General features: G+C 34.2%; 22 protein-coding genes. 11 read left to right on the top strand and 11 right to left on the bottom strand.

The genetic code is table 11. The features are described from left to right. Nucleotides 1–5: 5 nt before the first annotated feature. From egtB to ACFSR1_RS15995, 7 genes are all read right to left on the bottom strand, one after another. Nucleotides 6–1,172, bottom strand: a complete 1,167-nt coding sequence (gene egtB / locus ACFSR1_RS16025) for an ergothioneine biosynthesis protein EgtB (protein WP_378294029.1) — start codon at nucleotides 1,170–1,172, stop codon at nucleotides 6–8. Between the two features lie 104 nt (nucleotides 1,173–1,276). After that, nucleotides 1,277–1,702 carry an energy transducer TonB gene (locus ACFSR1_RS16020; RefSeq protein ID WP_378294028.1) on the bottom strand — a complete coding sequence of 142 codons (426 nt, stop codon included), beginning with the start codon at nucleotides 1,700–1,702 and terminating at the stop codon, nucleotides 1,277–1,279. Nucleotides 1,703–1,727: 25 nt separating this feature from the next. After that, nucleotides 1,728–2,552 carry a thymidylate synthase gene (locus ACFSR1_RS16015; RefSeq protein WP_378294027.1) on the bottom strand — a complete coding sequence of 275 codons (825 nt, stop codon included), beginning with the start codon at nucleotides 2,550–2,552 and terminating at the stop codon, nucleotides 1,728–1,730. Nucleotides 2,553–2,710: 158 nt separating this feature from the next. Further along, nucleotides 2,711–4,411, bottom strand: coding sequence for a NupC/NupG family nucleoside CNT transporter (locus ACFSR1_RS16010; RefSeq protein WP_378294026.1), 1,701 nt, complete (start codon nucleotides 4,409–4,411; stop codon nucleotides 2,711–2,713). 52 nt (nucleotides 4,412–4,463) lie between these two features. Further along, nucleotides 4,464–5,081, bottom strand: a complete 618-nt coding sequence (locus ACFSR1_RS16005; RefSeq protein WP_378294025.1) for a bifunctional nuclease family protein — start codon at nucleotides 5,079–5,081, stop codon at nucleotides 4,464–4,466. 87 nt (nucleotides 5,082–5,168) lie between these two features. Continuing rightward, nucleotides 5,169–6,137, bottom strand: coding sequence for an electron transfer flavoprotein subunit alpha/FixB family protein (locus tag ACFSR1_RS16000; protein ID WP_378294024.1), 969 nt, complete (start codon nucleotides 6,135–6,137; stop codon nucleotides 5,169–5,171). Nucleotides 6,138–6,191: 54 nt separating this feature from the next. Next, nucleotides 6,192–6,938: an electron transfer flavoprotein subunit beta/FixA family protein gene (locus ACFSR1_RS15995; RefSeq protein WP_378294023.1), complete on the bottom strand. Its 747-nt coding sequence runs from the start codon at nucleotides 6,936–6,938 to the stop codon at nucleotides 6,192–6,194. A 164-nt stretch (nucleotides 6,939–7,102) separates the two neighbouring features. Between ACFSR1_RS15995 and ACFSR1_RS15990 the strand changes: the two genes are divergently transcribed. The 5 genes from ACFSR1_RS15990 to ACFSR1_RS15970 all read left to right on the top strand — a co-directional run bounded on the left by ACFSR1_RS15990 (nucleotide 7,103) and on the right by ACFSR1_RS15970 (nucleotide 15,023). Beyond that, nucleotides 7,103–8,080 carry a pyruvate dehydrogenase complex E1 component subunit beta gene (locus tag ACFSR1_RS15990; RefSeq protein WP_378294022.1) on the top strand — a complete coding sequence of 326 codons (978 nt, stop codon included), beginning with the start codon at nucleotides 7,103–7,105 and terminating at the stop codon, nucleotides 8,078–8,080. Between the two features lie 127 nt (nucleotides 8,081–8,207). Further along, entirely contained in the window at nucleotides 8,208–10,703 is a 2,496-nt protein-coding gene (locus ACFSR1_RS15985; protein ID WP_378294021.1) for a DUF5686 and carboxypeptidase-like regulatory domain-containing protein, read from the top strand. Between the two features lie 196 nt (nucleotides 10,704–10,899). After that, a complete protein-coding gene (locus ACFSR1_RS15980) occupies nucleotides 10,900–11,430 on the top strand; it encodes an inorganic diphosphatase (RefSeq protein ID WP_378294020.1) in 531 nt (176 codons plus the stop codon). Between the two features lie 111 nt (nucleotides 11,431–11,541). Continuing rightward, nucleotides 11,542–13,950 carry a sodium-translocating pyrophosphatase gene (locus ACFSR1_RS15975; protein WP_378294019.1) on the top strand — a complete coding sequence of 803 codons (2,409 nt, stop codon included), beginning with the start codon at nucleotides 11,542–11,544 and terminating at the stop codon, nucleotides 13,948–13,950. A 74-nt stretch (nucleotides 13,951–14,024) separates the two neighbouring features. Then, nucleotides 14,025–15,023: an App1 family protein gene (locus ACFSR1_RS15970; protein ID WP_378294018.1), complete on the top strand. Its 999-nt coding sequence runs from the start codon at nucleotides 14,025–14,027 to the stop codon at nucleotides 15,021–15,023. Here ACFSR1_RS15970 and ACFSR1_RS15965 read toward each other — a convergent pair. After that, nucleotides 15,020–15,787: an XRE family transcriptional regulator gene (locus tag ACFSR1_RS15965; protein ID WP_378294017.1), complete on the bottom strand. Its 768-nt coding sequence runs from the start codon at nucleotides 15,785–15,787 to the stop codon at nucleotides 15,020–15,022. The genes ACFSR1_RS15970 and ACFSR1_RS15965 overlap by 4 nt on opposite strands. 167 nt (nucleotides 15,788–15,954) lie before the next feature. On the opposite strand from ACFSR1_RS15965, the gene ACFSR1_RS15960 reads away from it, so the two are divergent. The 4 genes from ACFSR1_RS15960 to ACFSR1_RS15945 are packed head-to-tail and all read left to right on the top strand — an operon-like array spanning nucleotide 15,955 to nucleotide 18,778. Continuing rightward, complete coding sequence (locus tag ACFSR1_RS15960) at nucleotides 15,955–16,335, top strand: endonuclease domain-containing protein (RefSeq protein ID WP_378294016.1); 381 nt, start codon at nucleotides 15,955–15,957, stop codon at nucleotides 16,333–16,335. Continuing rightward, nucleotides 16,325–17,587, top strand: coding sequence for a putative DNA modification/repair radical SAM protein (locus ACFSR1_RS15955; protein WP_378294015.1), 1,263 nt, complete (start codon nucleotides 16,325–16,327; stop codon nucleotides 17,585–17,587). Before ACFSR1_RS15960 ends, ACFSR1_RS15955 begins: the two co-directional genes overlap by 11 nt. A 10-nt stretch (nucleotides 17,588–17,597) precedes the next feature. After that, the gene (locus ACFSR1_RS15950; protein WP_378294014.1) at nucleotides 17,598–18,371 is read left to right on the top strand and encodes a TIGR03915 family putative DNA repair protein; all 774 of its coding nucleotides are present in this window, start codon (nucleotides 17,598–17,600) and stop codon (nucleotides 18,369–18,371) included. Nucleotides 18,372–18,424: 53 nt separating this feature from the next. Further along, nucleotides 18,425–18,778 carry a hypothetical protein gene (locus ACFSR1_RS15945; RefSeq protein WP_378294013.1) on the top strand — a complete coding sequence of 118 codons (354 nt, stop codon included), beginning with the start codon at nucleotides 18,425–18,427 and terminating at the stop codon, nucleotides 18,776–18,778. Between the two features lie 57 nt (nucleotides 18,779–18,835). Here ACFSR1_RS15945 and ACFSR1_RS15940 read toward each other — a convergent pair whose 3' ends face one another. Beyond that, complete coding sequence (locus ACFSR1_RS15940; protein WP_378294012.1) at nucleotides 18,836–19,411, bottom strand: nitroreductase family protein; 576 nt, start codon at nucleotides 19,409–19,411, stop codon at nucleotides 18,836–18,838. Between the two features lie 72 nt (nucleotides 19,412–19,483). Between ACFSR1_RS15940 and ACFSR1_RS15935 the strand changes: the two genes are divergently transcribed. Both ACFSR1_RS15935 and ACFSR1_RS15930 read left to right on the top strand, forming a co-directional pair. Next, nucleotides 19,484–20,188, top strand: coding sequence for a methyltransferase domain-containing protein (locus ACFSR1_RS15935; RefSeq protein WP_378294011.1), 705 nt, complete (start codon nucleotides 19,484–19,486; stop codon nucleotides 20,186–20,188). Nucleotides 20,189–20,190: 2 nt separating this feature from the next. Then, nucleotides 20,191–20,655 carry a hypothetical protein gene (locus ACFSR1_RS15930; protein WP_378294010.1) on the top strand — a complete coding sequence of 155 codons (465 nt, stop codon included), beginning with the start codon at nucleotides 20,191–20,193 and terminating at the stop codon, nucleotides 20,653–20,655. On the opposite strand, the gene ACFSR1_RS15925 is transcribed toward ACFSR1_RS15930, so the two are convergent. Both ACFSR1_RS15925 and ACFSR1_RS15920 read right to left on the bottom strand, forming a co-directional pair. Continuing rightward, nucleotides 20,636–21,757: a pentapeptide repeat-containing protein gene (locus ACFSR1_RS15925; RefSeq protein ID WP_378294009.1), complete on the bottom strand. Its 1,122-nt coding sequence runs from the start codon at nucleotides 21,755–21,757 to the stop codon at nucleotides 20,636–20,638. The genes ACFSR1_RS15930 and ACFSR1_RS15925 overlap by 20 nt on opposite strands. A 139-nt stretch (nucleotides 21,758–21,896) precedes the next feature. Beyond that, complete coding sequence (locus tag ACFSR1_RS15920; protein ID WP_378294008.1) at nucleotides 21,897–22,118, bottom strand: hypothetical protein; 222 nt, start codon at nucleotides 22,116–22,118, stop codon at nucleotides 21,897–21,899. Nucleotides 22,119–22,319 lie beyond the last annotated feature (201 nt).

Genomic DNA, 22,319 nt, shown 5'->3' with positions numbered 1-22,319 from the left:
TGAGGTTATTTATTTTTTACTAATCGCAATCCATTAAATTGCCATCTTAGTTGTGGGTGAAAAAAATTACGATAGGTATATCTTGTGTGATTATTAGGTGTCGCCACCGAACCTCCTCTGAGTACTTTTTGGTTTACCATAAATTTACCATTGTACTCACCTAGCGCTCCAGGAGCTTTAGCATAATTAGGGTATGGAAGATATGCGCTTTCTGTCCATTCCCATCTTACTCCATAATTAAAATATTGTTGAGCCGCTTCCCATTCAAATTCAGTAGGAAGTCGTTCTCCTTTCCATTGTGCGAAGGCAAAGGCTTCATAATAGGAAATATGCGTTACCGGAGCGTCGGGGTTTAAAATTTTTAAACCTCCTAATGTATATTGATGATATTCCTTGTCAATTTCGTGCCAGTATAAAGGTGTTTTTATGTTATTTTTTTTGATCCAATCCCAAGCTTCAGCGTGCCACAAAAGACTATCCTCATAACCGTTATCATTTATGAACTCTAAATACTCTTTATTTGTAACCAGTTTATCCGCTATGGCATATTTTTGGAGAAAGACCTTATGAACTCCTAATTCATTATCATAACAAAAGTCTTTCCCTTTATAACCAATTTCATACACACCTTCGTCTATGGTATGATATTCTGTAGAAGATTCCATCTTAGGATTTTCTATAAACGTATCATTATACTTAGGTAATAAAGGATTATTCCCAAGAATGTATTTGATATCAGTAAGTAATAATTCCTGATGTTGTTTCTCGTGATGAATACCTATCTCTACAAGATCTTTAATTTGTTGATTCTCATTTTCCTCTAATAAAGATTTTAAATGAGATGTAACATGATGTCTGTACTCATAGACTTCATTTACAGTTGGCCTAGAAAGATTGCCCCGGTTCGTTCTTATTACTCTTTTTCCAATACTTTCATAATAACTATTAAAAACAAAGGCAAAGTCGCTATGAAATCGAGTGTATCCTGTTTTATATTTAGAGAGAATAAATTCTTCAAAAAACCAAGTAGTATGTCCCAAATGCCATTTTGGAGGCGAAACATCAACTATAGGTTGAACGACATAATCTTCAGTCTGAAGTGGAGAACAAATTTCTTCTGAGTGAGCTCTGGTCTGTAATAAAGAAGAAAGCAAATTATCAGTAATTACCATAAAAAAAGAGTGTATCCGATTTACGAATACACTCAAATTTAATGATTTTTATCTTGCTACTACTGTATAACAGAGTTAATCCAATGTTAAATATACTTATAAGATTATTTTGGCTTTATAAAAGTTATCGGTGCCACATACGCTATAGCAATGGGTTTTTTACCCCATTTGGCAGGTTTCATTTTAGGAATTGTCCTGATAATTCTAACCGCTTCTCTCTGAAGATATCTATGACCACCTTTTACATCTATCACTTCAGCCTTGCCTTTGTTGTTTATAATAAATTCTACAGTAACAGTTCCTTCCAAACCTTCTTTTTCAGCGATTTCAGGATATCTAAAATTTCTTATGATATGATTTCTTAAACTATTGTCAAAGCATTTAATTGGAGTTTGCCTTCCATTCTCACATTTGGGCCACATAGGCGTGATTCCTTTTTCATTAGCATTCTCTTGTGACAGGATCACATTATCCTGAGCAAATAAAAATGTTGAACATAAAATTGTTACGGCAAGTAGTAGTTTTTTCATTGTAATTCAGTTTAAATTTTGGGGGCTAAACTGCAACTGCACCTTTGATATGAGGGTGCGGATTATAGTCTTCCAATATGAAGTCATCAAAAACGAAGCCAAAAATATTTTTCACCTCTGGATTAATCCTTATCCTTGGTAATTTTCTTGGAGTTCTTGATAACTGTAATTCTAATTGTTCTATATGATTATTATAAATATGAGCATCTCCAAATGTGTGTATAAACTCTCCTGCTTCGTATCCACATACTTGTGCCATCATCATAGTGAATAAGGCATAAGATGCGATATTAAAAGGTACTCCCAAGAAAATATCAGCACTTCTTTGATACAATTGGCAAGACAATTTTCCATCCGCTACATAAAACTGAAAAAAAGCATGACAAGGAGGTAGTGCTGCTTTACCATTGGCAACATTCTCTGAAAAAGATTTTGATGTATCCGGTAAAACACTTGGATTCCAAGCGGATACTAACATCCTCCTGCTATCAGGGTTCTGTTTTAATGCTTCTACAATTTCCTCAATTTGATCTATTTCATCGCCATTCCAATTGCGCCACTGATGTCCATAGACTGGTCCTAAATCCCCATTTTCATCTGCCCATTCGTTCCAGATACGAACTCCATTTTCTTGCAGATACTTAACATTAGTATCTCCATTAAGAAACCATAACAATTCGTAAATAATTGATTTAAGATGTAATTTTTTGGTTGTCACCATCGGAAAACCTTCACTCAGATCAAAACGCATTTGATATCCAAAAACACTTTTTGTACCAGTGCCTGTTCTATCTTCTTTTTCATTGCCATTTTCCAGTACGTGGCGTACGAGATCAAGATATTGCTTCATATTCCCTTTCTAACTTTCTTTTGGGTTTCTTAAAATTATACTAATTCCTGTCAAATATACAAAAAATAGGTTTCCAGATATCTATCAATATATGGATTATGAAATAGTTATAAAACCTTTTTTATAATTATATTTTCAACAATAAAAGACTGTGATTTTTATCCAATAATCATTCCGGCTATCGTAGCAGAAAAAAGCGAAGCAATTGTACCTCCTATTAGAGCTTTCATTCCAAATTCTGATAAGGTTTTTCGTTGTCCGGGAGCAAGCGAACCAATTCCTCCGATTTGTATACCTATCGATGCAAAATTTGCAAAACCACACAACATATAGGTGGCCATAATAACGGATTTATTGTAAGTAAAATGTAAGGCATTGGATGTTTCTTTTAGGTCTGCTAATTGAATATACCCCACAAATTCACTGGCTGCCAACTTGATCCCTAATAATTGCCCCATTAACATTATATCTTCCTTTGCCACACCAATTAACCACATCAATGGAGCAAAAATTGTACCTAAAATAGACTCTAAAGAAAATTTTTCGTAAGGAGTATGTTCTGCAATGAAAGCGCTGAATGTGGTCACCTCTCCAATCCATCCTAAAATTCCATTAACCATAGCTATTAAGGCCACAAAAACTAACAACATAGCTCCTACATTAGCTGCAAGCTTTAATCCTTCTGTGGTTCCATTAGAAATTGCATCCAATACATTAGAACCTATTTTATCCTGAGTAACCTCAATAGAACTATCTATTTTCTCGGTTTGAGGAAACAATATTTTGGAAATTACTATAGCTCCAGGAGCAGCCATAACAGAAGCTGCCAAAAGATGTCTGGCAAATTCTAATCTAAGTTGTTCGTCATTACCTCCTAAAAAACCTATATATGCAGCCAATACACCACCAGCAACAGTAGCCATTCCTCCAACCATCACCAGCAAGATTTCAGAGCGTGTCATTTTTTCCAAATAAGCTTTGATCATCAAGGGTGCTTCTGTTTGGCCAAGAAAAATATTTCCGGCCACACTTAGGCTTTCTGCTCCAGAAATCCCCATTAATTTAGTCAATATCCAAGCCATTCCTTTAACAACCACCTGTATAATTCCAAAATAGAACAAGATAGATGTTAAAGCTGAAAAGAATATGATTGTTGGTAATACCTGAAATAAAAATATAAAACCGTAACTATCAACATCCATCATACCTCCTAGCAAGAATTCGCTTCCAGCCTGAGTATACAACAAAATTTCATTAAAAATTTTCCCTATAAAATTAAATATCGCCTGGATAAACTCAACTTTTAAAACCCCAAAAGCTAAAAGCAGTTGTCCCATTAATCCAATTCCAACAGTTTTCCAATTAATTGCTTTCTTATTACTACTAAATAAAAATGCGATTGTTAAGAGGACTATCATCCCTAAAACACCTCTCCAAAGACTTGTAAAAGAAAACCCTTGATTAGGTATCAATTCACTGGTTTCTGATACAGGAGCAACTTCAACTTCTTCTTTTTCGGAAACAAGAGAATAGGAGAAACTATTTTTTGACAACACTAAAGTAGAATCAGTAATGCTTTGAATTTTATACCTAATAATAGAATCTTCTGATTTTTCAGGAAAAAAAAGTAATACTTTATTTTGAGCCAGATAGTCACCCTTTAACTTTTCTGATTCATTGTTAAAAGTATATGAAAAGAGTCCTTTTTCTAAAGTTAAATAATCATTATCACCAACTTCAAAAACATTTTCTGGTGTCCCTTCCACACTTTTCAAAATCCATTTTTTCTCTATGGATTGAGCTGATACTATTGTAAATGTAAATAATGATAACAGGAAAGATAGTAGTCCTTTTTTCATAAAATAGAAGTAATATTATAATATTTAGGAATATGGGTGCATGTGATCAAAACTAACCACGTTTTGAAATTTCATCTCTGATTCTCGCGGCTAACTCATAATCCTCATTAGCAACAGCTTGTTCTAGCATACGATTTAATTCTTCAAGAGATAAATCCTGATAACTGGTTTCCTTACCAACCATCTCTACATCGTCAGAGACCAACTCGTCAACCAAGAGGCTTTCAGGATCATCTTCCCCATCTTTTTTAGGATTTACTTTTAGATAAATTCCCGCTTGATCCAAAATATTCTTATATGTAAATATAGGTGCCTGAAAACGTAAGGCTAATGCAATTGCATCGCTGGTTCTGGCATCTATAATTTCTTCTATTTTGTCGCGTTCACAAATAATACTGGAATAAAAAACACCGTCTACCAGTTTATGAATAATTACTTGTTTAACAACTACATCAAATCGATCAGCAAAATTTTTGAATAAATCGTGAGTAAGTGGACGAGGAGGTTTAATCTCTTTTTCTAAAGCTATTGCTATTGATTGTGCCTCAAAAGCACCAATAACAATTGGCAATTTCCTTTCGCCATCTACCTCGCTTAAAATCAATGCATAAGCACCATTTTGGGTTTGACTATACGATATTCCTTTTATGTTCAGACGAACTAAACTCATAGTAATTTCAATAAAAAAAAGGCTGTTTGAACAAACGGACTTTTACCTAAGTTCAAACAGCCCTTGATTGGGCACAATTTATGAAAATTATGCGTTATTCGCCTTAAATTCCTTTAATTTTTCAATTAACTGAGGTACTACTTCAAAGGCATCACCAACTATTCCATAATCCGCAGCCTTAAAGAATGGTGCTTCAGGATCATTATTGATTACCACTTTGACCTTACTGGAATTAATACCTGCAAGATGTTGAATAGCTCCAGAAATTCCTACAGCAATATACAAGTTTGTAGCAACAGGTTTTCCTGTCTGCCCAACATGTTCTCCATGAGGTCTCCATCCCATATCACTCACTGGTTTAGAACAAGCCGTTGCTGCTCCAAGAACATCAGCAAGCTCTTCTATCATTCCCCAATTTTCTGGTCCTTTAAGACCTCTACCTCCAGAAACTACCACTTCTGCATCCGCTATCGATACCTTATCCGTTGCCTTATCTACTGATGTTACATTTACAGTAAAATCCTCATCAGAAAGAGATGGTTCAAATCCTTCAGCAGCTGCTGCACCTGAAGCCTCTTTTAATCCAAACGCGTTATTAGACAATCCTATAAGCTTAATATCTGTTGTAATCTCGGTGATATTAAATGCTTTGTTCGTAAAAGCTGATCTCTTTACCGTAAAAGGTGAAGCGCTTTCTGGCAATGATACAACGTTAGAAGCATATCCTGCATTAAGATGCACCGCTAACATTGATGCTAAAAATTTACTGTCTGCACTAGAGCTCACTACTACTACTTTTGCACCTTCTTTTTCTGCTGCTTGTTTTAAAGAATCAGCATATGCTTTTGCGTTAAAAGTAGTTAACTTATCATTCTTAATCTCTAACACCTTATCCACTCCATAATTTCCAAGCTCACTGCTATCCGCTGCGTTAAAACTAACAGCAGTAACTGTAGTACCAAGCATATTAGCAATCTCTTTTGCGTAAGACGCTACTTCAAAGGCTGCTTTCTTAAATTTTCCTCCTTCGCTTTCTGTGTATACTAAAACTGACATATATACTATTTTTTTATATTGAACCTATTAGACAATAGGTATTTATTTATACGATTATATTGCTTTAGCTTCGTTATGTAATAACTCTACTAATTGACCTACATTATCCGGAGAAACTAAAGTAACCTCTCCTTTAGGAGCTGGTTTCTCAAATTTAACGGCTTTTGTCTCTACAGAAGTTTCTACCGGTTCTACAACCGTTAACGGCTTTTTACGAGCCATCATAATTCCTCTCATATTAGGAATACGAAGGTCACTTTCTTCTACCAAACCTTTTTGACCACCAACAACAAGTGGTAATTTAGTGGTTGAAGTTTCTTTTCCTCCATCAATCTCACGGATAGCAGTTGCTGTATCTCCTTCTACTTCCAGTCCAATACAAGTATTTACAAAATTAGCTCCGGTAAGTGTAGCCAACATTCCAGGAACCATACCACCGTTATAATCAATTGATTCTCTACCTGCTATTACCAGGTCATATCCTCCATCTTGTACAACTTTAGCTAACTGCTTTGCCACATAAAAACCATCAGTAGCCTCAGTATTTACTCTAATTGCATTATCTGCTCCAATAGCCAAGGCCTTTCTTAGCGTTGGTTCTGTTTCTGCACCTCCAACGTTCACTACATCTACAGATGCACCTTGCTTTTCCTTAAACCACATAGCACGTGTTAATCCAAATTCGTCATTCGGATTAATAACAAACTGTACTCCATTTGTGTCAAACTTAGTGTCACCTTCTGTAAAATTAATTTTAGAAGTTGTGTCTGGCACATGGCTAATACAAACTAATATCTTCATTTTATATAGGTATTTTTTGAGAATTTAATAATAAAAGCGAAAGTACAAATAAAATGTCGAATTTACTATGCATGCATAATAAATTTTTCAAAATTCAATGATCAGTAAAGGGTATTAATTGCTACTTTTGCCTTTCGTGTAGCACAAAAATAATTATTTTATAAATGAAAACGATACAATTCAGAGAAGCAATTTGCGAAGCAATGAGCGAAGAAATGCGCCGAGATGAATCCATTTACTTAATGGGTGAAGAAGTGGCTGAATATAATGGAGCTTATAAAGCTAGTAAAGGAATGCTTGATGAGTTCGGCCCGGATAGGGTAATTGACACTCCTATCTCTGAACTTGGTTTTGCCGGTATTGGTGTTGGTAGTGCTATGAATGGTAATCGCCCGATTATTGAATTCATGACATTTAACTTCTCTTTGGTTGGTATCGATCAGATTATCAATAATGCAGCAAAAATGCGTCAGATGAGTGGTGGTCAATTTAATATCCCAATCGTTTTTAGAGGCCCAACAGCTTCTGCGGGACAATTAGGTGCTACACATTCTCAAGCCTTCGAGAATTGGTTTGCCAATACACCAGGATTAAAGGTAGTAATTCCTTCGAACCCAAAAGATGCAAAAGGCTTATTAAAATCTGCTATCCGCGATGACGACCCTGTTATTTTTATGGAGAGCGAGCAAATGTACGGAGATAAAGGAGAAGTGCCTGAGGGAGAATATACCATACCATTAGGAGTTGCGGAAACTAAAAGAGAAGGTACCGATGTGACTATTGTTTCTTTTGGAAAAATAATTAAAGAAGCCTATAAGGCGGCTGATGAGCTCGCTAAAGAAAACATTTCTTGTGAAATTATTGATTTAAGAACAGTACGGCCTTTAGATTTGGATGCAATTTTTGCTTCAGTCAAAAAGACGAACAGATTAGTAATCCTTGAAGAAGCCTGGCCTCTTGCCAATATCGCCTCGGAAATTACGTATCAAGTACAGTCTAATATTTTTGATTATCTGGACGCTCCCGTCATAAAAATTAATACTGCAGATACACCAACACCTTACTCACCAGTGCTATTTGAAGAGTGGTTACCCAATAGTAATGACGTGGTTAAAGCTGTCAAAAAAGTGATGTATAAATAAAATAAACCCTATTCCTTTGAGTTTCATTAAATTTGCGACTGTTTTTTAAACTTTTTGAAAAGTGGTCTGAAAATTGCGGGACTAAACGAGCTTTACATCAATTATTACACATTTATAAAAATATTAGATGAGATATTGGGTTTTAGGGATTTTATTTTTTGCTTTTAGCAACTCTTTCATTTTTGCACAGACCAAAGTTAGTGGTTACGTTTACGATAGCAACAAACAAGCTATCCCATTTGCCAACATTGTATTTGTTAATTCTACAATAGGAACGATTACCGATGAAAATGGTAAGTTCTATATGGAATCTGATGAAAATCATAGTAGTATAAAAGTTTCATTTCTTGGTTTCGAAACGAAATCCGTTAAACTAACGAAACGAACTACATATAACATGGAAGTGATTTTGGAGGAAGAAGCCGCTTCTTTAGACGAAGTTGTTATATATAAAGGTAAGACTTCTAAAAAAAATAACCCCGCCATAGACATCCTTCGAAAGATTTGGGATAACAGAAGAGAAAATGGTGTTAAAAAATTCAAACAATACAATTACGATAAGTATGAAAAATTAGAATTTGATCTTAATACTATTGATAGTGCGCTTGTGAATAGCAGAATTTTTAATGGTATGGAGTTTATTTTTGAAGACATTGATACTTCCAGAATAACAGGAAAAACCTACTTACCTATCTTTCTAAACGAGGCAATCTCGAAGGTATACGGTGATAATGAGCTTAACGAGCTTAAAGAGGTTCTTAAAGGAAATAAAAATGCAGGATTTAGTGATAATCAAACGTTAATCGCTTTCGTAAAGGACTTATACTCTGATTATGATATCTATGATAATTATTTGAAATTCTTTGATAAAAGTTTTACGAGTCCATTATCCAGAACCGGAATTAATGTTTACAACTACATACTTTCTGATAGTGCCTATATTGGTGATAAATGGTGTTATAACATTATCTATTATCCTAGAAGAAAAAATGAACTTACGTTTAAAGGAGATTTTTGGGTAAATGACACGACTTGGGCGATTAAAGAAATTAACCTCGAAGTTACCAAAAGTGCTAATATTAACTGGGTAAAAGACTTATACATCGAACAAGAATTCGACGTACTAAATGACTCCATATTTTTAATTACCAAAGACTATTTTCAATCAGATTTTTCGTTTAGTAAAAAAGAAAAATCAAGAGGAGTTTATGGTAAGAGAACCACCTTATACGACAACTACAAATTTGATCAAAAGAAAGATAAAAAATTCTACCAGAGTCAAGTAGACCCCTACGATCAAGATATTTACAATAGAGATGATTCATTTTGGTCAAGTGCGAGGATGGAGGAACTGAACAAAGATGAACAAAAAGTTTATAAACTTTTGGATACTCTAAGAACGGTAAAAGCCTTCAAAAGACTCTACAACGTAGGAACTATACTAGCTACCGGATATGTAGAATTTAATGGTTGGGACTTTGGTCCTTTATTCTCTACCGTTGGTTACAACACTATTGAAGGATTCAGATTACGAGCCGGTGGCAGAACTTATTTTACGGCAAATGATCGCTGGAGAATAGAGGGATACGGTGCTTATGGCTTTAAAGACAACAAATTCAAATATGGTCTTTCAGGAAAGTATTTGGTAGACAGAAAGTCTAGATTAATAGTTTCCGCAGGTAATAGACGAGATGTGGAACAGCTTGGAGCTAGCCTTACCAATACCAATGATGTAGAAGGTAGAAGTTTAGCATCCTCCTCGATAGTTGCGACCGGAGACAATACCAGACTGACCTCTATCAATTTATCTGCATTTTCTATGCAAATAGAGCCTAGAAAAAACTTTACTGTAGGGGTAACAGGATCCTACAGAACATTAAAACCTGCTGACAGAAATTTATTTAGTTTAGATTTTGTTGATCCAGATACGGGTGACCTGAGAACAGAGATAAAACAGGCAGAAATTTCTACTACACTCGCATATTATCCCGGAAGAAAAACAACAGGTTATGGTGTAGACAAGATAACCGTAAACGATGGTGATTATGCACAGCTATTTCTTAATTATGCTGTAGGTTTAGATCATATTCTAGACAGTGATTTTGAATATCAAAAGCTTCAATTCTTTTACAGACAACCGTGGAACATTGGTGGTTTTGGGGTGTTAAATAGTTCTATTGAGTTGGGGAAAACGTTTGGAGAGGTTCCACTCGGACTATTAAGTGTTGTGCCAGGTAATCAAACCTATCTCTCTATTCAGAATACATTCCCTTTATTAAACTTTTACGAGTTTGTTACCGATACGTATGCTTCTGTGCATATGGAGCATAATTTCAACGGAAGAATTTTTTCCAGAATACCCTTACTTAGAAAATTAAATCTAAGAGAACTGGTGGGTATTCGTGGTGTGTGGGGTGAATTATCCGACGAAAACATACTTTTAAGTCAACCTTCTAATGAAATCCTTATTGCTCCGGATGAAGAAATATATTGGGAATATAGTCTTGGTGTAGGAAATATTTTCAAAATTTTCCGAATTGATTTTCATTTTAGAGGAAATTATTTTGATAATCCAGATGCTCGTGATTTTGGAGTAACAGGATCGTTCGGATTCTACTTCTAAAAGATTAAATTCATGCATTCTTTTCAATATTGAAGTACTTATTTTCTCTGAAATTGTCTTATACATTTTTTACGAAAACCTTTTAGTTTACCATAACATTAAAATTTAGCCTGAAAACGTATTATTTTTGACTATAAATTTTAACCAACCCCTTGTAATACTTATATTTGCCGCCCATAAAAATGAGAACAAGAATATGAGCGCAGCAACTCGCGAAAGTTTCGATGTATTAATCGAAATCCCAAAAGGAAGTCGTAACAAATACGAATACGATTTTGACATAAAAAAAATCAGATATGATCGCATGATTTTTTCATCAATGATGTATCCTGCAGATTATGGATTTATCCCTGAAACTATGGCATTAGATGGAGATCCATTAGATGTTCTAGTACTCGTAACAGAACCTACCTTTCCTGGATGTGTAATGGAAGTAAAACCAATAGGTGTTTTCCATATGGCCGACGAAAAAGGTCCTGACGAAAAAATTATCTGTGTACCAATATCCGACCCAATCGCTAGTCGATTAGCCGATCTAAAAGAAATGAACCCACATCTGATAAAAGAAATCGAACACTTTTTTCAGGTTTATAAGGATCTTGAAAAAAAGAAAGTAGATGTTGGTGGCTGGGGTAATATAGATGAAGCCAAAGAAATTATCAAAGCGTGTGTAAAGCGATTTGATGAATTAGAAGACAAACCTAAAGGATTATTTAGCATCTATTAAATTAAATTCTAAAAATTCTAAAAAAGCGCAATATTTAAACAAAAATATTGCGCTTTTTATATTTAGATGAATTTACTACTTTTAGCAGCTAATTAACTAAAAACACATTTAATGGAATCAAATATGATTTACATGCCAATTGTTTTGGCATTACTAGGGCTAATTTACATGCTGGTTAAAAAATCTTGGGTAATGAAACAGGATGCCGGTGACGGTAAAATGAAAGAAATTTCAGATCATATCTATGAAGGAGCCTTAGCTTTCTTAAATGCCGAGTATAAATTACTTTCGATATTTGTTGTAATAGTAAGTATCTTATTAACTGTTGTTTCCTTTATAGTACCTACTACTCACTGGTTAATTGTAATCGCTTTTATTTTTGGAGCTGTTTTCTCTGCTTTTGCAGGTAATATAGGAATGAAGATAGCTACCAAAACTAATGTAAGAACAACACAAGCTGCTCGTACCAGTTTACCAAATGCACTTAAAATTTCTTTTGGAGGAGGTACCGTAATGGGATTAGGTGTAGCAGGTTTGGCGGTTTTAGGTTTAACAGCATTCTTTATTTTGTTTTTTCACTACTTTATGGGTGGAGAATGGACCAACACAATGGATATGACTATTGTTCTTGAGACATTGGCAGGATTCTCTTTAGGAGCAGAATCTATTGCATTATTCGCCCGTGTTGGTGGAGGAATATACACTAAAGCAGCTGATGTAGGAGCCGATTTAGTTGGAAAAGTAGAAGCAGGTATACCAGAAGACGACCCTCGTAACCCTGCTACTATAGCAGATAATGTGGGTGATAATGTGGGTGATGTTGCCGGTATGGGAGCCGATTTATTCGGTTCATATGTTGCAACAGTATTAGCTGCAATGGTACTAGGAAACTATATCATAAAAGATATGGGAGGAAATATTGTCAATGAAGGATTTGGTGGAATTGGCCCTGTATTATTACCTGTAGCAATTGCGGGAGCTGGAATTATCATTTCTATAATTGGAACTATGCTGGTAAAAATTAAAAGTAATGATGCTAAAGAAGCGCAAGTTATGGGTGCTCTTAACATTGGAAACTGGACATCTATCGCACTTGTAGCAGTATCTTGTTTTGCATTATGTACATATATGCTTCCGGAAACCATGAAAATGGAATTTTTTGGTGAAGGTCTGATAGAAATTTCTGCAATGCGCGTATTCTATGCAACACTTATAGGTTTGTTTGTAGGAGGGGTAATTTCTGCTGTAACAGAATACTATACAGGATTAGGTAAAAAACCAATTTTAGCAATTGTACAAAAATCAAGTACTGGTGCAGGAACAAACATTATTGCAGGTTTGGCAACAGGAATGATTTCTACTTTCTCTTCTGTATTATTATTTGCTGGGGCTATTTGGGCATCCTACGCATTTGCAGGATTCTATGGAGTTGCAATGGCAGCTTCTGCAATGATGGCTACTACTGCGATGCAATTAGCCATTGATGCATTTGGTCCTATTGCCGATAATGCTGGAGGAATTGCTGAAATGAGTGAGCAAGAACCAATCGTAAGAGAACGTACCGATATTCTGGATTCTGTAGGGAATACAACCGCTGCAACCGGAAAAGGATTTGCAATCGCATCTGCAGCTTTAACATCATTGGCTTTATTTGCCGCGTATGTTACATTTACCGAAATTGATGGAATAAACATCTTCAAAGCACCAGTCTTAGCAATGTTATTTGTTGGAGGAATGGTACCAGTCGTATTCTCCGCATTAGCTATGAATGCCGTAGGAAAAGCAGCCATGGAAATGGTATATGAAGTACGCCGTCAATTCAAAGAAATTCCTGGAATTATGGAAGGAACCGGCAAACCCGAATATGACAAATGTGTTGCAATTTCAACAAAAGCGTCCTTAAAAGAAATGATGTTACCAGGATTGTTAACAATAGGTTTCCCGTTAGCAATTGCTTTTATTCCAATGATTTTTGGGATGGATAATCAAGCCATTGCAGAAATGTTAGGAGGCTATATGGCTGGTGTTACTGTATCTGGTGTTTTATGGGCAATTTTTCAAAATAATGCAGGTGGTGCATGGGATAATGCTAAAAAATCTTTTGAAGCCGGTGTAGAAATCAACGGAGAGATGACCTATAAAGGATCTGATGCTCATAAAGCTGCCGTTACCGGTGATACAGTTGGAGATCCTTTCAAAGATACCTCAGGGCCGTCTATGAACATATTGATTAAGTTGACTTGTCTTATAGGACTTGTAATCGCGCCTATACTTGGAGGACACACTTCAGAAACTGCAGTAGCAACAAATGAAATAGAAGTCATTGAAACTAAATCGTCTTCGGATAAAGTTGAAAAACAAATTGAAGTTAAAATAGATATGGATGGTGAAATAGCAAATGCTTTGATTACTATAACAAAAACCGAAAATGGTAAAACTTCTTCTGAAACTAAAAAATTACAAGGAACAGAAGAAGAGGTGAAAGCTAAAATTGAGGAAATTAAAGCTTCTTTAAAATAATTTATAAAAGCTATATATCAAAAAAACCTCGCTTAATAGCGGGGTTTTTTATCTTTACGAATAATTACTAATCTATGTTCAAAAAAAAACCATTACGAATTAATTCTTATTTGGGTTACGGGACTACTGAGCGCCTCAGAGCTGCAGGTAGAGCCTTAGAGGATGAAAACATAAATTTTGATGGTAATACGAAAACATTAAAAACATTACGTAATATCTACAGGCAGTTCGAAAGTGATGAAATTAAAAATGCTGATATCGAACTTAAATTATCGAACGGCATGACATTTATCTCTAAAACGGATGCCGAAGGGTATTATCACTTTGATGAAACTTTATCAAATAGCAAAGAGTTAGTGAATAAGGAAGGATACTTAACCTATCTTGTTTCCTATAAAAACATGGATAATAAAGAAATCCTTCAATCAAATACATTCAAAGGAAAGATGCTTGTTCCTTCTTCTGAAGCCTCGTTTGGAGTGATTAGTGATATTGATGATACTATTTTACATACCGGTGTTGCATCATTATTTAAATGGAGAGTTATTGCGAATACTTTCTTTAAAAATTTTGACAGAAGATTACCGCTAGAAGGAACGGTTCAGTTTTATCAAAAATTAAAACTTGGCAAAAAAAATGAGCCCATCAATCCAATCTTCTATGTTAGTAATAGTCCCTGGAATTTATATGATTATTTGACTGCCTTTCTAAAAAAACATTATTTTCCTGAGGGTCCAATATTACTAAGGGATTTCAGAACACCCTTTGATAAGACTCCAAAACCCAAAATACCTCACAAACAATCTGAAATTCTAAATTTACTAAGCGTTTATCCAAACTTAAAATTTATATTAATTGGTGACAGTGGAGAAAAAGATGCAGACATCTATACAGGAATTGCAAAAAAACATCCTGATAGAATTTTGGCGATTTATTTAAGAAGTGTAAACCACAAAAGAAAAGAAAAAAGAATAATTAAAATTATTAATTCTTTTTCAACCACCCCTATTCTCCTTGTACACTCTTCACAAGAAGCTGAAGCACACGCAAGGCAGCAAGGAATTATTAATTAGTTTTTTAAACTTCTAACTTCAGAAGTGAGCGCTGCCATGGCATCTTGTAATTGCTTTATACCTGTGGTATCAGGATTGGCATCAATATTAAAACTAAGTTTACTATTCACCTCCCATAGCTCTACAATTTGATGTGTTTGAATAGTGTATGGTAAATAATCAGAATTTAAAGAAATCAAGGTTAACACAGATGAGTCCTCATTTTTTCTAACTTTTTTAACCACTACACTATCCTGTAAAACTACTACATAAAGAGCATTACTTCTTAATTCTGTGAGATTATTGACAGCTTTTCCAATCACCCATTCTTTGGGTTCTAATACCGGCAACATACTATCGCCTTCTACCTGAAATCCTCGATAAGTAGCATTTCTATACTCCGGAAGAGGAATGTCAAATGCGGGCAACTGTTGGTACCAATCTACATCTTGTACATTATGTGGATAACCAGCAGCGGCTTTTACATTAACCAGTACAATATTTTCATTGTTTTCAGAATCTACAGTTATAACTTTTGGAGTAACATCTCCATTGTGTAACTGAATTTTCTTTTGATCACTTTCACCAAACAACCAAAGAGGATTCACACCAAACTCCTTAAGCAGTTTAGAAACTACTTTTCCCGAAATTTTGGTTTTCCCTCTTTCTATATCCGCAGTAGAGTTTTTAATATCTAAAACCCTTGCAAAATCAGATTGAGTAAAATGATTTTCTTCACGGATTGATTTAAAACGTTGAATGGTTTGGTTAGTTAAATTATCCATACAACTCCAATTTATTTATTTGTATACATTCCTGTTACTTGATTTGGGATAATTCTGTAACAAATATACTATTTTTTGGAATATTTCCAATTTTAACACAATTTGATTTTTATTTTATTGGAATATTTCCATAAATTTGGAAAAATTACTAGCTAATTCAATTTCCTATGGCATCACAAATCATTTTACACCAACCAGAATCAGAAAAAATAATTCGATATTCATTGAATAATTCAATTCCCGCTACCGAAGAACTTTATAGAAAGTTAATAGACAAAGGTTTCTTTTTTAAAAGAGATCATAAGATCAATAACTACACTTTTGATTTTTATTCACCTCTATTAAAAATTGCTATTGAGATTGATGGATACGCACACGAGTTTACCGATGTATATAGTCAGGATGCGCCTAAAAAATTACATATACATTCTTTAGGAATAACCGTGTTGCGTTTTACTGATTACCAAATACTGGTAGACATAGAAGAAATTATAAGAGCTCTGAAACATCAAATAAAATTGTCTAAACATAGAAAGTATGTCGTTTGACAGAATACGCGAAAAACTTTCAATACTAGCAGATGCTGCCAAATATGACGTATCCTGTGCAAGTAGCGGTGGTAAAAGAGGAAATAGCCAAAAGGGTTTGGGCAACAATACAGGGATGGGGATTTGTCATAGTTATACAGAAGATGGTCGTTGTGTCTCTTTATTAAAAATACTGCTAACCAATCATTGTATTTTTGATTGTGCGTATTGTGTAACCAGAAAAAGTAATGATATACAACGGGCTGCTTTCAAGATTCAGGAAGTAGTAGATTTAACTATTGATTTTTACAGAAGAAATTATATTGAGGGTCTATTTTTAAGTTCCGGGATTTTCAAAAATTCGGATTATACCATGGAGCGTTTGATTGCGGTTGCAAAAAAGCTTCGGTTAGAGGAAAATTTTAATGGATATATTCATCTAAAATCCATCCCTGGCGCCAGTGATGAACTTATGAGAGAAGCAGGACTTTATGCAGATCGTCTAAGTGTTAATATAGAAATACCTACCATATCTGGATTAAAACTTTTAGCTCCGGATAAAAAGCATGAAGACTTCATAAAACCCATGCAAAAAGTAAAAAATGAAATTATCCAGTACAAAGCAGAACGAAAAATTATAAAAAGTACACCAAGATATGCTCCGGCTGGTCAAAGCACACAGATGATTATCGGTGCCACAGGAGAAAGTGATCGTGATATCATGTACTCAGCCACCTATTACTATAAAAAGTTTAATATGCGTAGAGTATATTATTCAGGCTATGTTCCGGTAATGGCTGATAACCGCTTGCCTTCGCTAGCTACCAAAGTACCTATTCTTAGAGAAAATAGGTTATATCAGACCGATTGGCTATTGAGATTTTATGGATTCTCCGTCAATGAATTGTTGAATGACCAATATAAAAATCTTGAACTGGATATTGATCCGAAATTAAGCTGGGCATTGAGAAATTTACACATGTTTCCCGTCGATATCAATAAAGCAGATAAAAGTGCATTAGCCAGAATACCAGGAATCGGAATGCAATCTGTTTCAAAAATATTGCAAGCCAGGAAATTTAGAAAATTAGACTGGTCACATCTAAAAGCAATTGGTATTGCCCTAAACAGAGCAAAATATTTTATTACTTGTAACTCTAAAGACTTTCATCATCAAGATTTTACTCCTTTACAATTAAAAAATAAAATCCTGAAAAATTCTAAAAGTAAACACGAAAAACACTTTACGAATCAATTAAGTCTTTTCTCATAAAAACTAAAAGATGAATCATCACACTATTTTGATATATGACGGAAGTTTTGATGGTTTTTTAACGTGCATATTTACAGTATATGAACAAAGAATAATTACACCTATTATTAGAAACGAATCTGAATCTAATAACCAATTATTTACAACTTCAGAAACCATCATTACGGATAAAATAAAATCACGTAGGGTTTGGAAGGGAATAAAAACCAAAATAATACCTTCTCAACAAAAAATATTATTCAACGCTTTTTTAAGTGAAATTAAAGGAGTAGAAAACACATTGCTTGCTTATATTCAAAATTTATTCAATACCCAAAAATCTAATCTAATCGATTATGGAAATAAAGATATCCTTAAAATTAACCAAGTAGCTAAAATGGTTGGTAGAGAAAAACACAGAATGGAAGCTTTTGTGAGATTTAAAAAGACTAAAGATGGTATTTTCGTAGCAACTGTAGAACCCGACTTCAATGTACTACCTCTAATAACCCATCATTTTAAGGATCGGTATGCTGACCAAAAATGGTTAATCTATGATATTAAACGAGCATATGGGATATATTATGATCTACATAAAGTAGATATCATTACTTTAGACTTTTTTTCAAAATTAAACACCAGTATATCAAAGGACAGTTATGCAGATAGTGAATTAGGTTTTCAACATCTGTGGCAAACATATTTCAACAATGTAAATATAAAATCCAGAAAGAACTTAAAGCTGCACACACAACATCTTCCCAAACGTTATTGGAAATACTTGATAGAAAAAAACGATATATAAAATAAAATGTTAAATTTGCCGTTCAATAACCCAATTAACTAAATCTATCAATTATGAAAAGATTATTTTTAGGAGCAATTGCTCTAATGTTAGCAGTTTCAGTAACTTCTTGTAGAGATACAAAAAAAGCAGAAGATGCTGCTGAAGATGCTGTAGAAGAAGTAAAAGACGCTGCTGAAGAAGCTAAAGACGCCGCTGAAGAAGCTGTGGAAGATGCTAAAGACGCTGCTAACGAAGCTGTAGAAGACGCAAAAGAAGCTGTTGATTCTGTAAAAGCTGCGGCTGGTGAGGCTGTAGATGGAGCCGTAGACGCTGCTAAAGAAGCTGCTGGTGATGCAGTTGATGCTGCAACAAACGCTGTAAAAGAAGGTGCGGATAAAGCTGCAGACGCTTTAAAAAAGCAATAATATATAGAATAGTATATATTAAAACCCTCCTGAAATTTTCAGGAGGGTTTTTTATTTCTAATCATACCACGCTACTTTTTCATCTATTGGATTCCGTTTAGAAGTTATATCTTCTTCTTTATCATAATTACCTAAATATAGAAACCCCAAACATCTTTCACCTTCTTCAAAATCAAAAAACTCGTTCATATACTCGATTAAAGCCGGACTACTCCAGTAACATCCCACCTCATTGGCAGCGCAAGTCAACCACATATTTTGGACAGCCATCGCGGTAGCCGCAATTTCTTCCCATTCAGGTACTCTTTCTTTAGGATCACGTTGCATACATATCGCTATAATAGCACTCGCGGCTGTACACTTATTCTTAATCTTTTTATGTTTAAAAGGAGAAAACTTTTCTTCTGGAGTAATATCAGTATAGGTATCAGATAAAAAAGTCCCCAGTCGATCTTTTGCTTCTCCCATCACAATTTTAAATCTCCAAGGTTCAGTCAAACGATGGGATGGAGCCCAATTTGCATTTTCAAGCAAAACCCGGATAAACTCTTTAGAGACAGGTTTATCGTTATATTGAGAAGGAAAAATTGCTCGTCGCTCCCTAATAATCCGATTTAAATATTCATTATTCATGCTTTTTACGTTTTTAATGTAAAGTTATTATTAATATTGAGACCAATAAAAAATAAATACAAGTTATAGATCTTGAATTTCCATGCACGTCTTCATAAAGCTGAGCAACTTGATAATTTATCTTTATCGGGTAAAGTATTATTAAAAACCTTGACAAGCCTAAAGTTAATCAATATACTTTTTGGCAATCATAGACAGCTTGTCAATAGTACTTTACAATATTGTAGGTCAAAACCAGAAAAAAAATATTTTCGCATTCTAGATTTAGGTTGTGGAGGTGGTGATAGTATTCATAGTATTTCTCAGAAACTAAGTCAAAACGGAATTCAGGCTTATTTTTTAGGAATAGATGGCAATCAAGAAAGCATTGCTTATGCTAGTTCTAGATACGCCCACCACGATCATATAGAATTCAGGACAGCGAATATATTGAAAGATTCGTTCTCGATTCCTGAATGTGATCTAATTGTAAGCAGTCATTTTATGTATCATTTTAAGGATGACGAATTAGTAACCTTTATAAAAAAAGCAAAACAAAAAGGAATTAAACACCTTATTTTTAGCGAATTAAAAAGAAGCCGTTTTGCCTATTTTTTATTTAAATATTCAAGTTTAATTTTACCAATTTCCAAGATGGCGAAAAAGGATGGTTTATTAGCGATACGAAGAGCTTTTACCATAGAAGAACTAAAAATCGTTCTGAACAAAAGTGATATAACAAATTATACTATCGATAAAAAATTTTGGTTTAGAACACTAACAAAAATTAATCTCTAAATATGAAAGATATCCTCTTTGATTTTTTAAACAAACTAAAACAAACCCCTAAAACATTAGTTCTGACATATGTTACGATATATTTCTTATGGGGATTAGGAATGAATGAATTTGGCACAGAAATGGGCATCGCCAGATTTGCTAATTGGTGGCAGGTTATCACTTGTTATATTTTATACATGGTTCCTATATCTATTATATTAAAAGAATATAACTTCTTCAATCAATATGCTTATGGCTTAGTTGCTATGGGGATACTAGAATTTTTAGGATATTGGCTACAAACTTCTTATGTGTATCCAAATAATATTCTTGATCAACTATTCAGTCCTCAAAACTTCAGTTTGGGAATGGCTTTATTTTTCGCTTTATATTTTCCAGCCGGAAATTGGTTAGTTGATAAAGTTCACGGTCTTATCTTTAAAAAACAAGAAATAGATTCTCCTTCTACCTTGCAACAAGAATAAACTGTTGTTTGCCTTGTTTTTTTACTCGATACTTATCTTGAATTGCTCTGGCTCCTTTTAGATCTAATGAATCTGCTACATAGGTAATCCAATCTTGTCGGTGCACGATAGCATTATCTAAAACTGCATCCGTGAGGTTAGCATCCTCCAACTTGGTCCCCCATAAGGTAGCTTCTGTCAAATCTGCTTCTGTTAAATCTGCTCCGTACAATTTGGCATTGGTAAGATCAGCACTTAACAATTCAGAATTGCGAAGATTGGCATTGGTTAAAACAGATTGTTTTAAATTAGCATCAGACAGATTTATTCTTTCCATATTCGCTTCTATCAATTCACTTCGTTCCAGGTTAGCAGCAGGTAGATTTACTTCGGATAAATTGGAGTTGCTTAAATTAACATATTTAAGATTCACTCCTCTTCCCAAAAATATATCTTTAAAATAGGTATAGCTAAAATCAGACGCATCCAAAATCTCCCTATAAGACTGATCTGCCAGATTACTCCTGATTAAACTAAACAAGAGTTGTCCTTTTTCGGGACTAATTTTTTTATCAATCAGCTCTCCGTCTTCTTTATACTTATAAGGTTTCATTGCTCTAGATAAACTTGCTATTCTTGCTTCTAAAACCGGACTAATATTACGCTCGCTAGATCCTTTATATTTCAGCTCTTCGCTAAGATCAGAAAGTAAGTTATCCATAATAAAAACTAGCGATGACCTTCTTTCTGCTTCTATCAGCTCATTTTGATTATCGACTAAGGCGTTCTGATTGATAACCAGTTTGGTTTGATATATAAGGATTATAGAAGGAATCAGTGTTACTAACAACCCAAAAAGGCCAATTCTTGTAATACGCCAGATAATATTAGAAGACACATCAGAAACTGTATCCACAGACACAGATTTAGTTTCTTTATATTCTGTTATAGCATTATTAATACTTTGCTTAAGTCTTATTCCTAAGAGAGGAACACTTGATTTTTTTAGTATCCAAAAACCAATACTTTTTTTCTTCTCCTTCCTTTTTTTTATTTGATCTAATTGATCTTGGAGTTGTTGCTTTTCTTTCTCTAGCTGGTCGATTCTTTCTTGCTCAGTCACTTTATGGTAGATTTTGGGATTTTAGAAGCTCAATATATTAAAGTTTGGCGATTCATGCCAATATAAAAAGAAAGCCTTTTCTAAATAAAAAAAGGCTTTCCAAATCTAACATAATAAAATATAGTCCAAAAACTATCCCCTACTTCATATAGTTAGATATATCATCCGAAATATTTTCAACTAAAGAATTTTGTTCGTTTTGATCCACCTGATTAATGATTTTAGCTAAAAGATGTACATAACTCGCCACATACTCACGTTTTTTAGTATCATTTACATACTCTTTCCCCTCCACAACAATGAACGTAATCAGATTACGTATAATCTGTCTTAAATCTGAAACACTTAGTTCTTCTTTCATTGTATAAATCTTAGACGTATTACTAAAACCTACATTGAAATTAGAATTCTAAATTCCTAAAAATGAATATGAAACATTATAAAAACAGTGATTTCCGACAAAAAGCAACTTTTATCGATTTAGAGAATTATCCCGGCATTAAACCAAAAATAGTATTGTTAATTGTTACTTATTTTAAATAAACAAACCCAAATCAATATC

Origin of the sequence: Aquimarina rubra, assembly GCF_042684305.1 — a bacterium.
Lineage (GTDB): Bacteria > Bacteroidota > Bacteroidia > Flavobacteriales > Flavobacteriaceae > Aquimarina > Aquimarina rubra.
The sequence above is the reverse complement of the archived record's forward strand: the minus strand, read 5'-3'. Positions and strand labels throughout refer to the sequence as shown.

Bases quoted from the DNA above. Each gene is read 5' to 3' on its own strand.
- ACFSR1_RS16000 (WP_378294024.1), bottom strand. From the start codon at position 6,137: ATGTCAGTTTTAGTATACACAGAAAGCGAAGGAGGAAAATTTAAGAAA.
- ACFSR1_RS15945 (WP_378294013.1), top strand. From the start codon at position 18,425: ATGAAAAGATTATTTTTAGGAGCAATTGCTCTAATGTTAGCAGTTTCA.
- ACFSR1_RS15975 (WP_378294019.1), top strand. From the start codon at position 11,542: ATGGAATCAAATATGATTTACATGCCAATTGTTTTGGCATTACTAGGG.
- ACFSR1_RS15955 (WP_378294015.1), top strand. From the start codon at position 16,325: ATGTCGTTTGACAGAATACGCGAAAAACTTTCAATACTAGCAGATGCT.
- ACFSR1_RS15960 (WP_378294016.1), top strand. From the start codon at position 15,955: ATGGCATCACAAATCATTTTACACCAACCAGAATCAGAAAAAATAATT.
- ACFSR1_RS15985 (WP_378294021.1), top strand. From the start codon at position 8,208: ATGAGATATTGGGTTTTAGGGATTTTATTTTTTGCTTTTAGCAACTCT.
- ACFSR1_RS16010 (WP_378294026.1), bottom strand. From the start codon at position 4,411: ATGAAAAAAGGACTACTATCTTTCCTGTTATCATTATTTACATTTACA.
- ACFSR1_RS16005 (WP_378294025.1), bottom strand. From the start codon at position 5,081: ATGAGTTTAGTTCGTCTGAACATAAAAGGAATATCGTATAGTCAAACC.
- ACFSR1_RS15965 (WP_378294017.1), bottom strand. From the start codon at position 15,787: ATGGATAATTTAACTAACCAAACCATTCAACGTTTTAAATCAATCCGT.
- ACFSR1_RS15920 (WP_378294008.1), bottom strand. From the start codon at position 22,118: ATGAAAGAAGAACTAAGTGTTTCAGATTTAAGACAGATTATACGTAAT.
- ACFSR1_RS15940 (WP_378294012.1), bottom strand. From the start codon at position 19,411: ATGAATAATGAATATTTAAATCGGATTATTAGGGAGCGACGAGCAATT.
- ACFSR1_RS15980 (WP_378294020.1), top strand. From the start codon at position 10,900: ATGAGCGCAGCAACTCGCGAAAGTTTCGATGTATTAATCGAAATCCCA.
- ACFSR1_RS15995 (WP_378294023.1), bottom strand. From the start codon at position 6,938: ATGAAGATATTAGTTTGTATTAGCCATGTGCCAGACACAACTTCTAAA.
- egtB (WP_378294029.1), bottom strand. From the start codon at position 1,172: ATGGTAATTACTGATAATTTGCTTTCTTCTTTATTACAGACCAGAGCT.
- ACFSR1_RS16020 (WP_378294028.1), bottom strand. From the start codon at position 1,702: ATGAAAAAACTACTACTTGCCGTAACAATTTTATGTTCAACATTTTTA.
- ACFSR1_RS15990 (WP_378294022.1), top strand. From the start codon at position 7,103: ATGAAAACGATACAATTCAGAGAAGCAATTTGCGAAGCAATGAGCGAA.
- ACFSR1_RS15950 (WP_378294014.1), top strand. From the start codon at position 17,598: ATGAATCATCACACTATTTTGATATATGACGGAAGTTTTGATGGTTTT.
- ACFSR1_RS16015 (WP_378294027.1), bottom strand. From the start codon at position 2,552: ATGAAGCAATATCTTGATCTCGTACGCCACGTACTGGAAAATGGCAAT.
- ACFSR1_RS15970 (WP_378294018.1), top strand. From the start codon at position 14,025: ATGTTCAAAAAAAAACCATTACGAATTAATTCTTATTTGGGTTACGGG.
- ACFSR1_RS15930 (WP_378294010.1), top strand. From the start codon at position 20,191: ATGAAAGATATCCTCTTTGATTTTTTAAACAAACTAAAACAAACCCCT.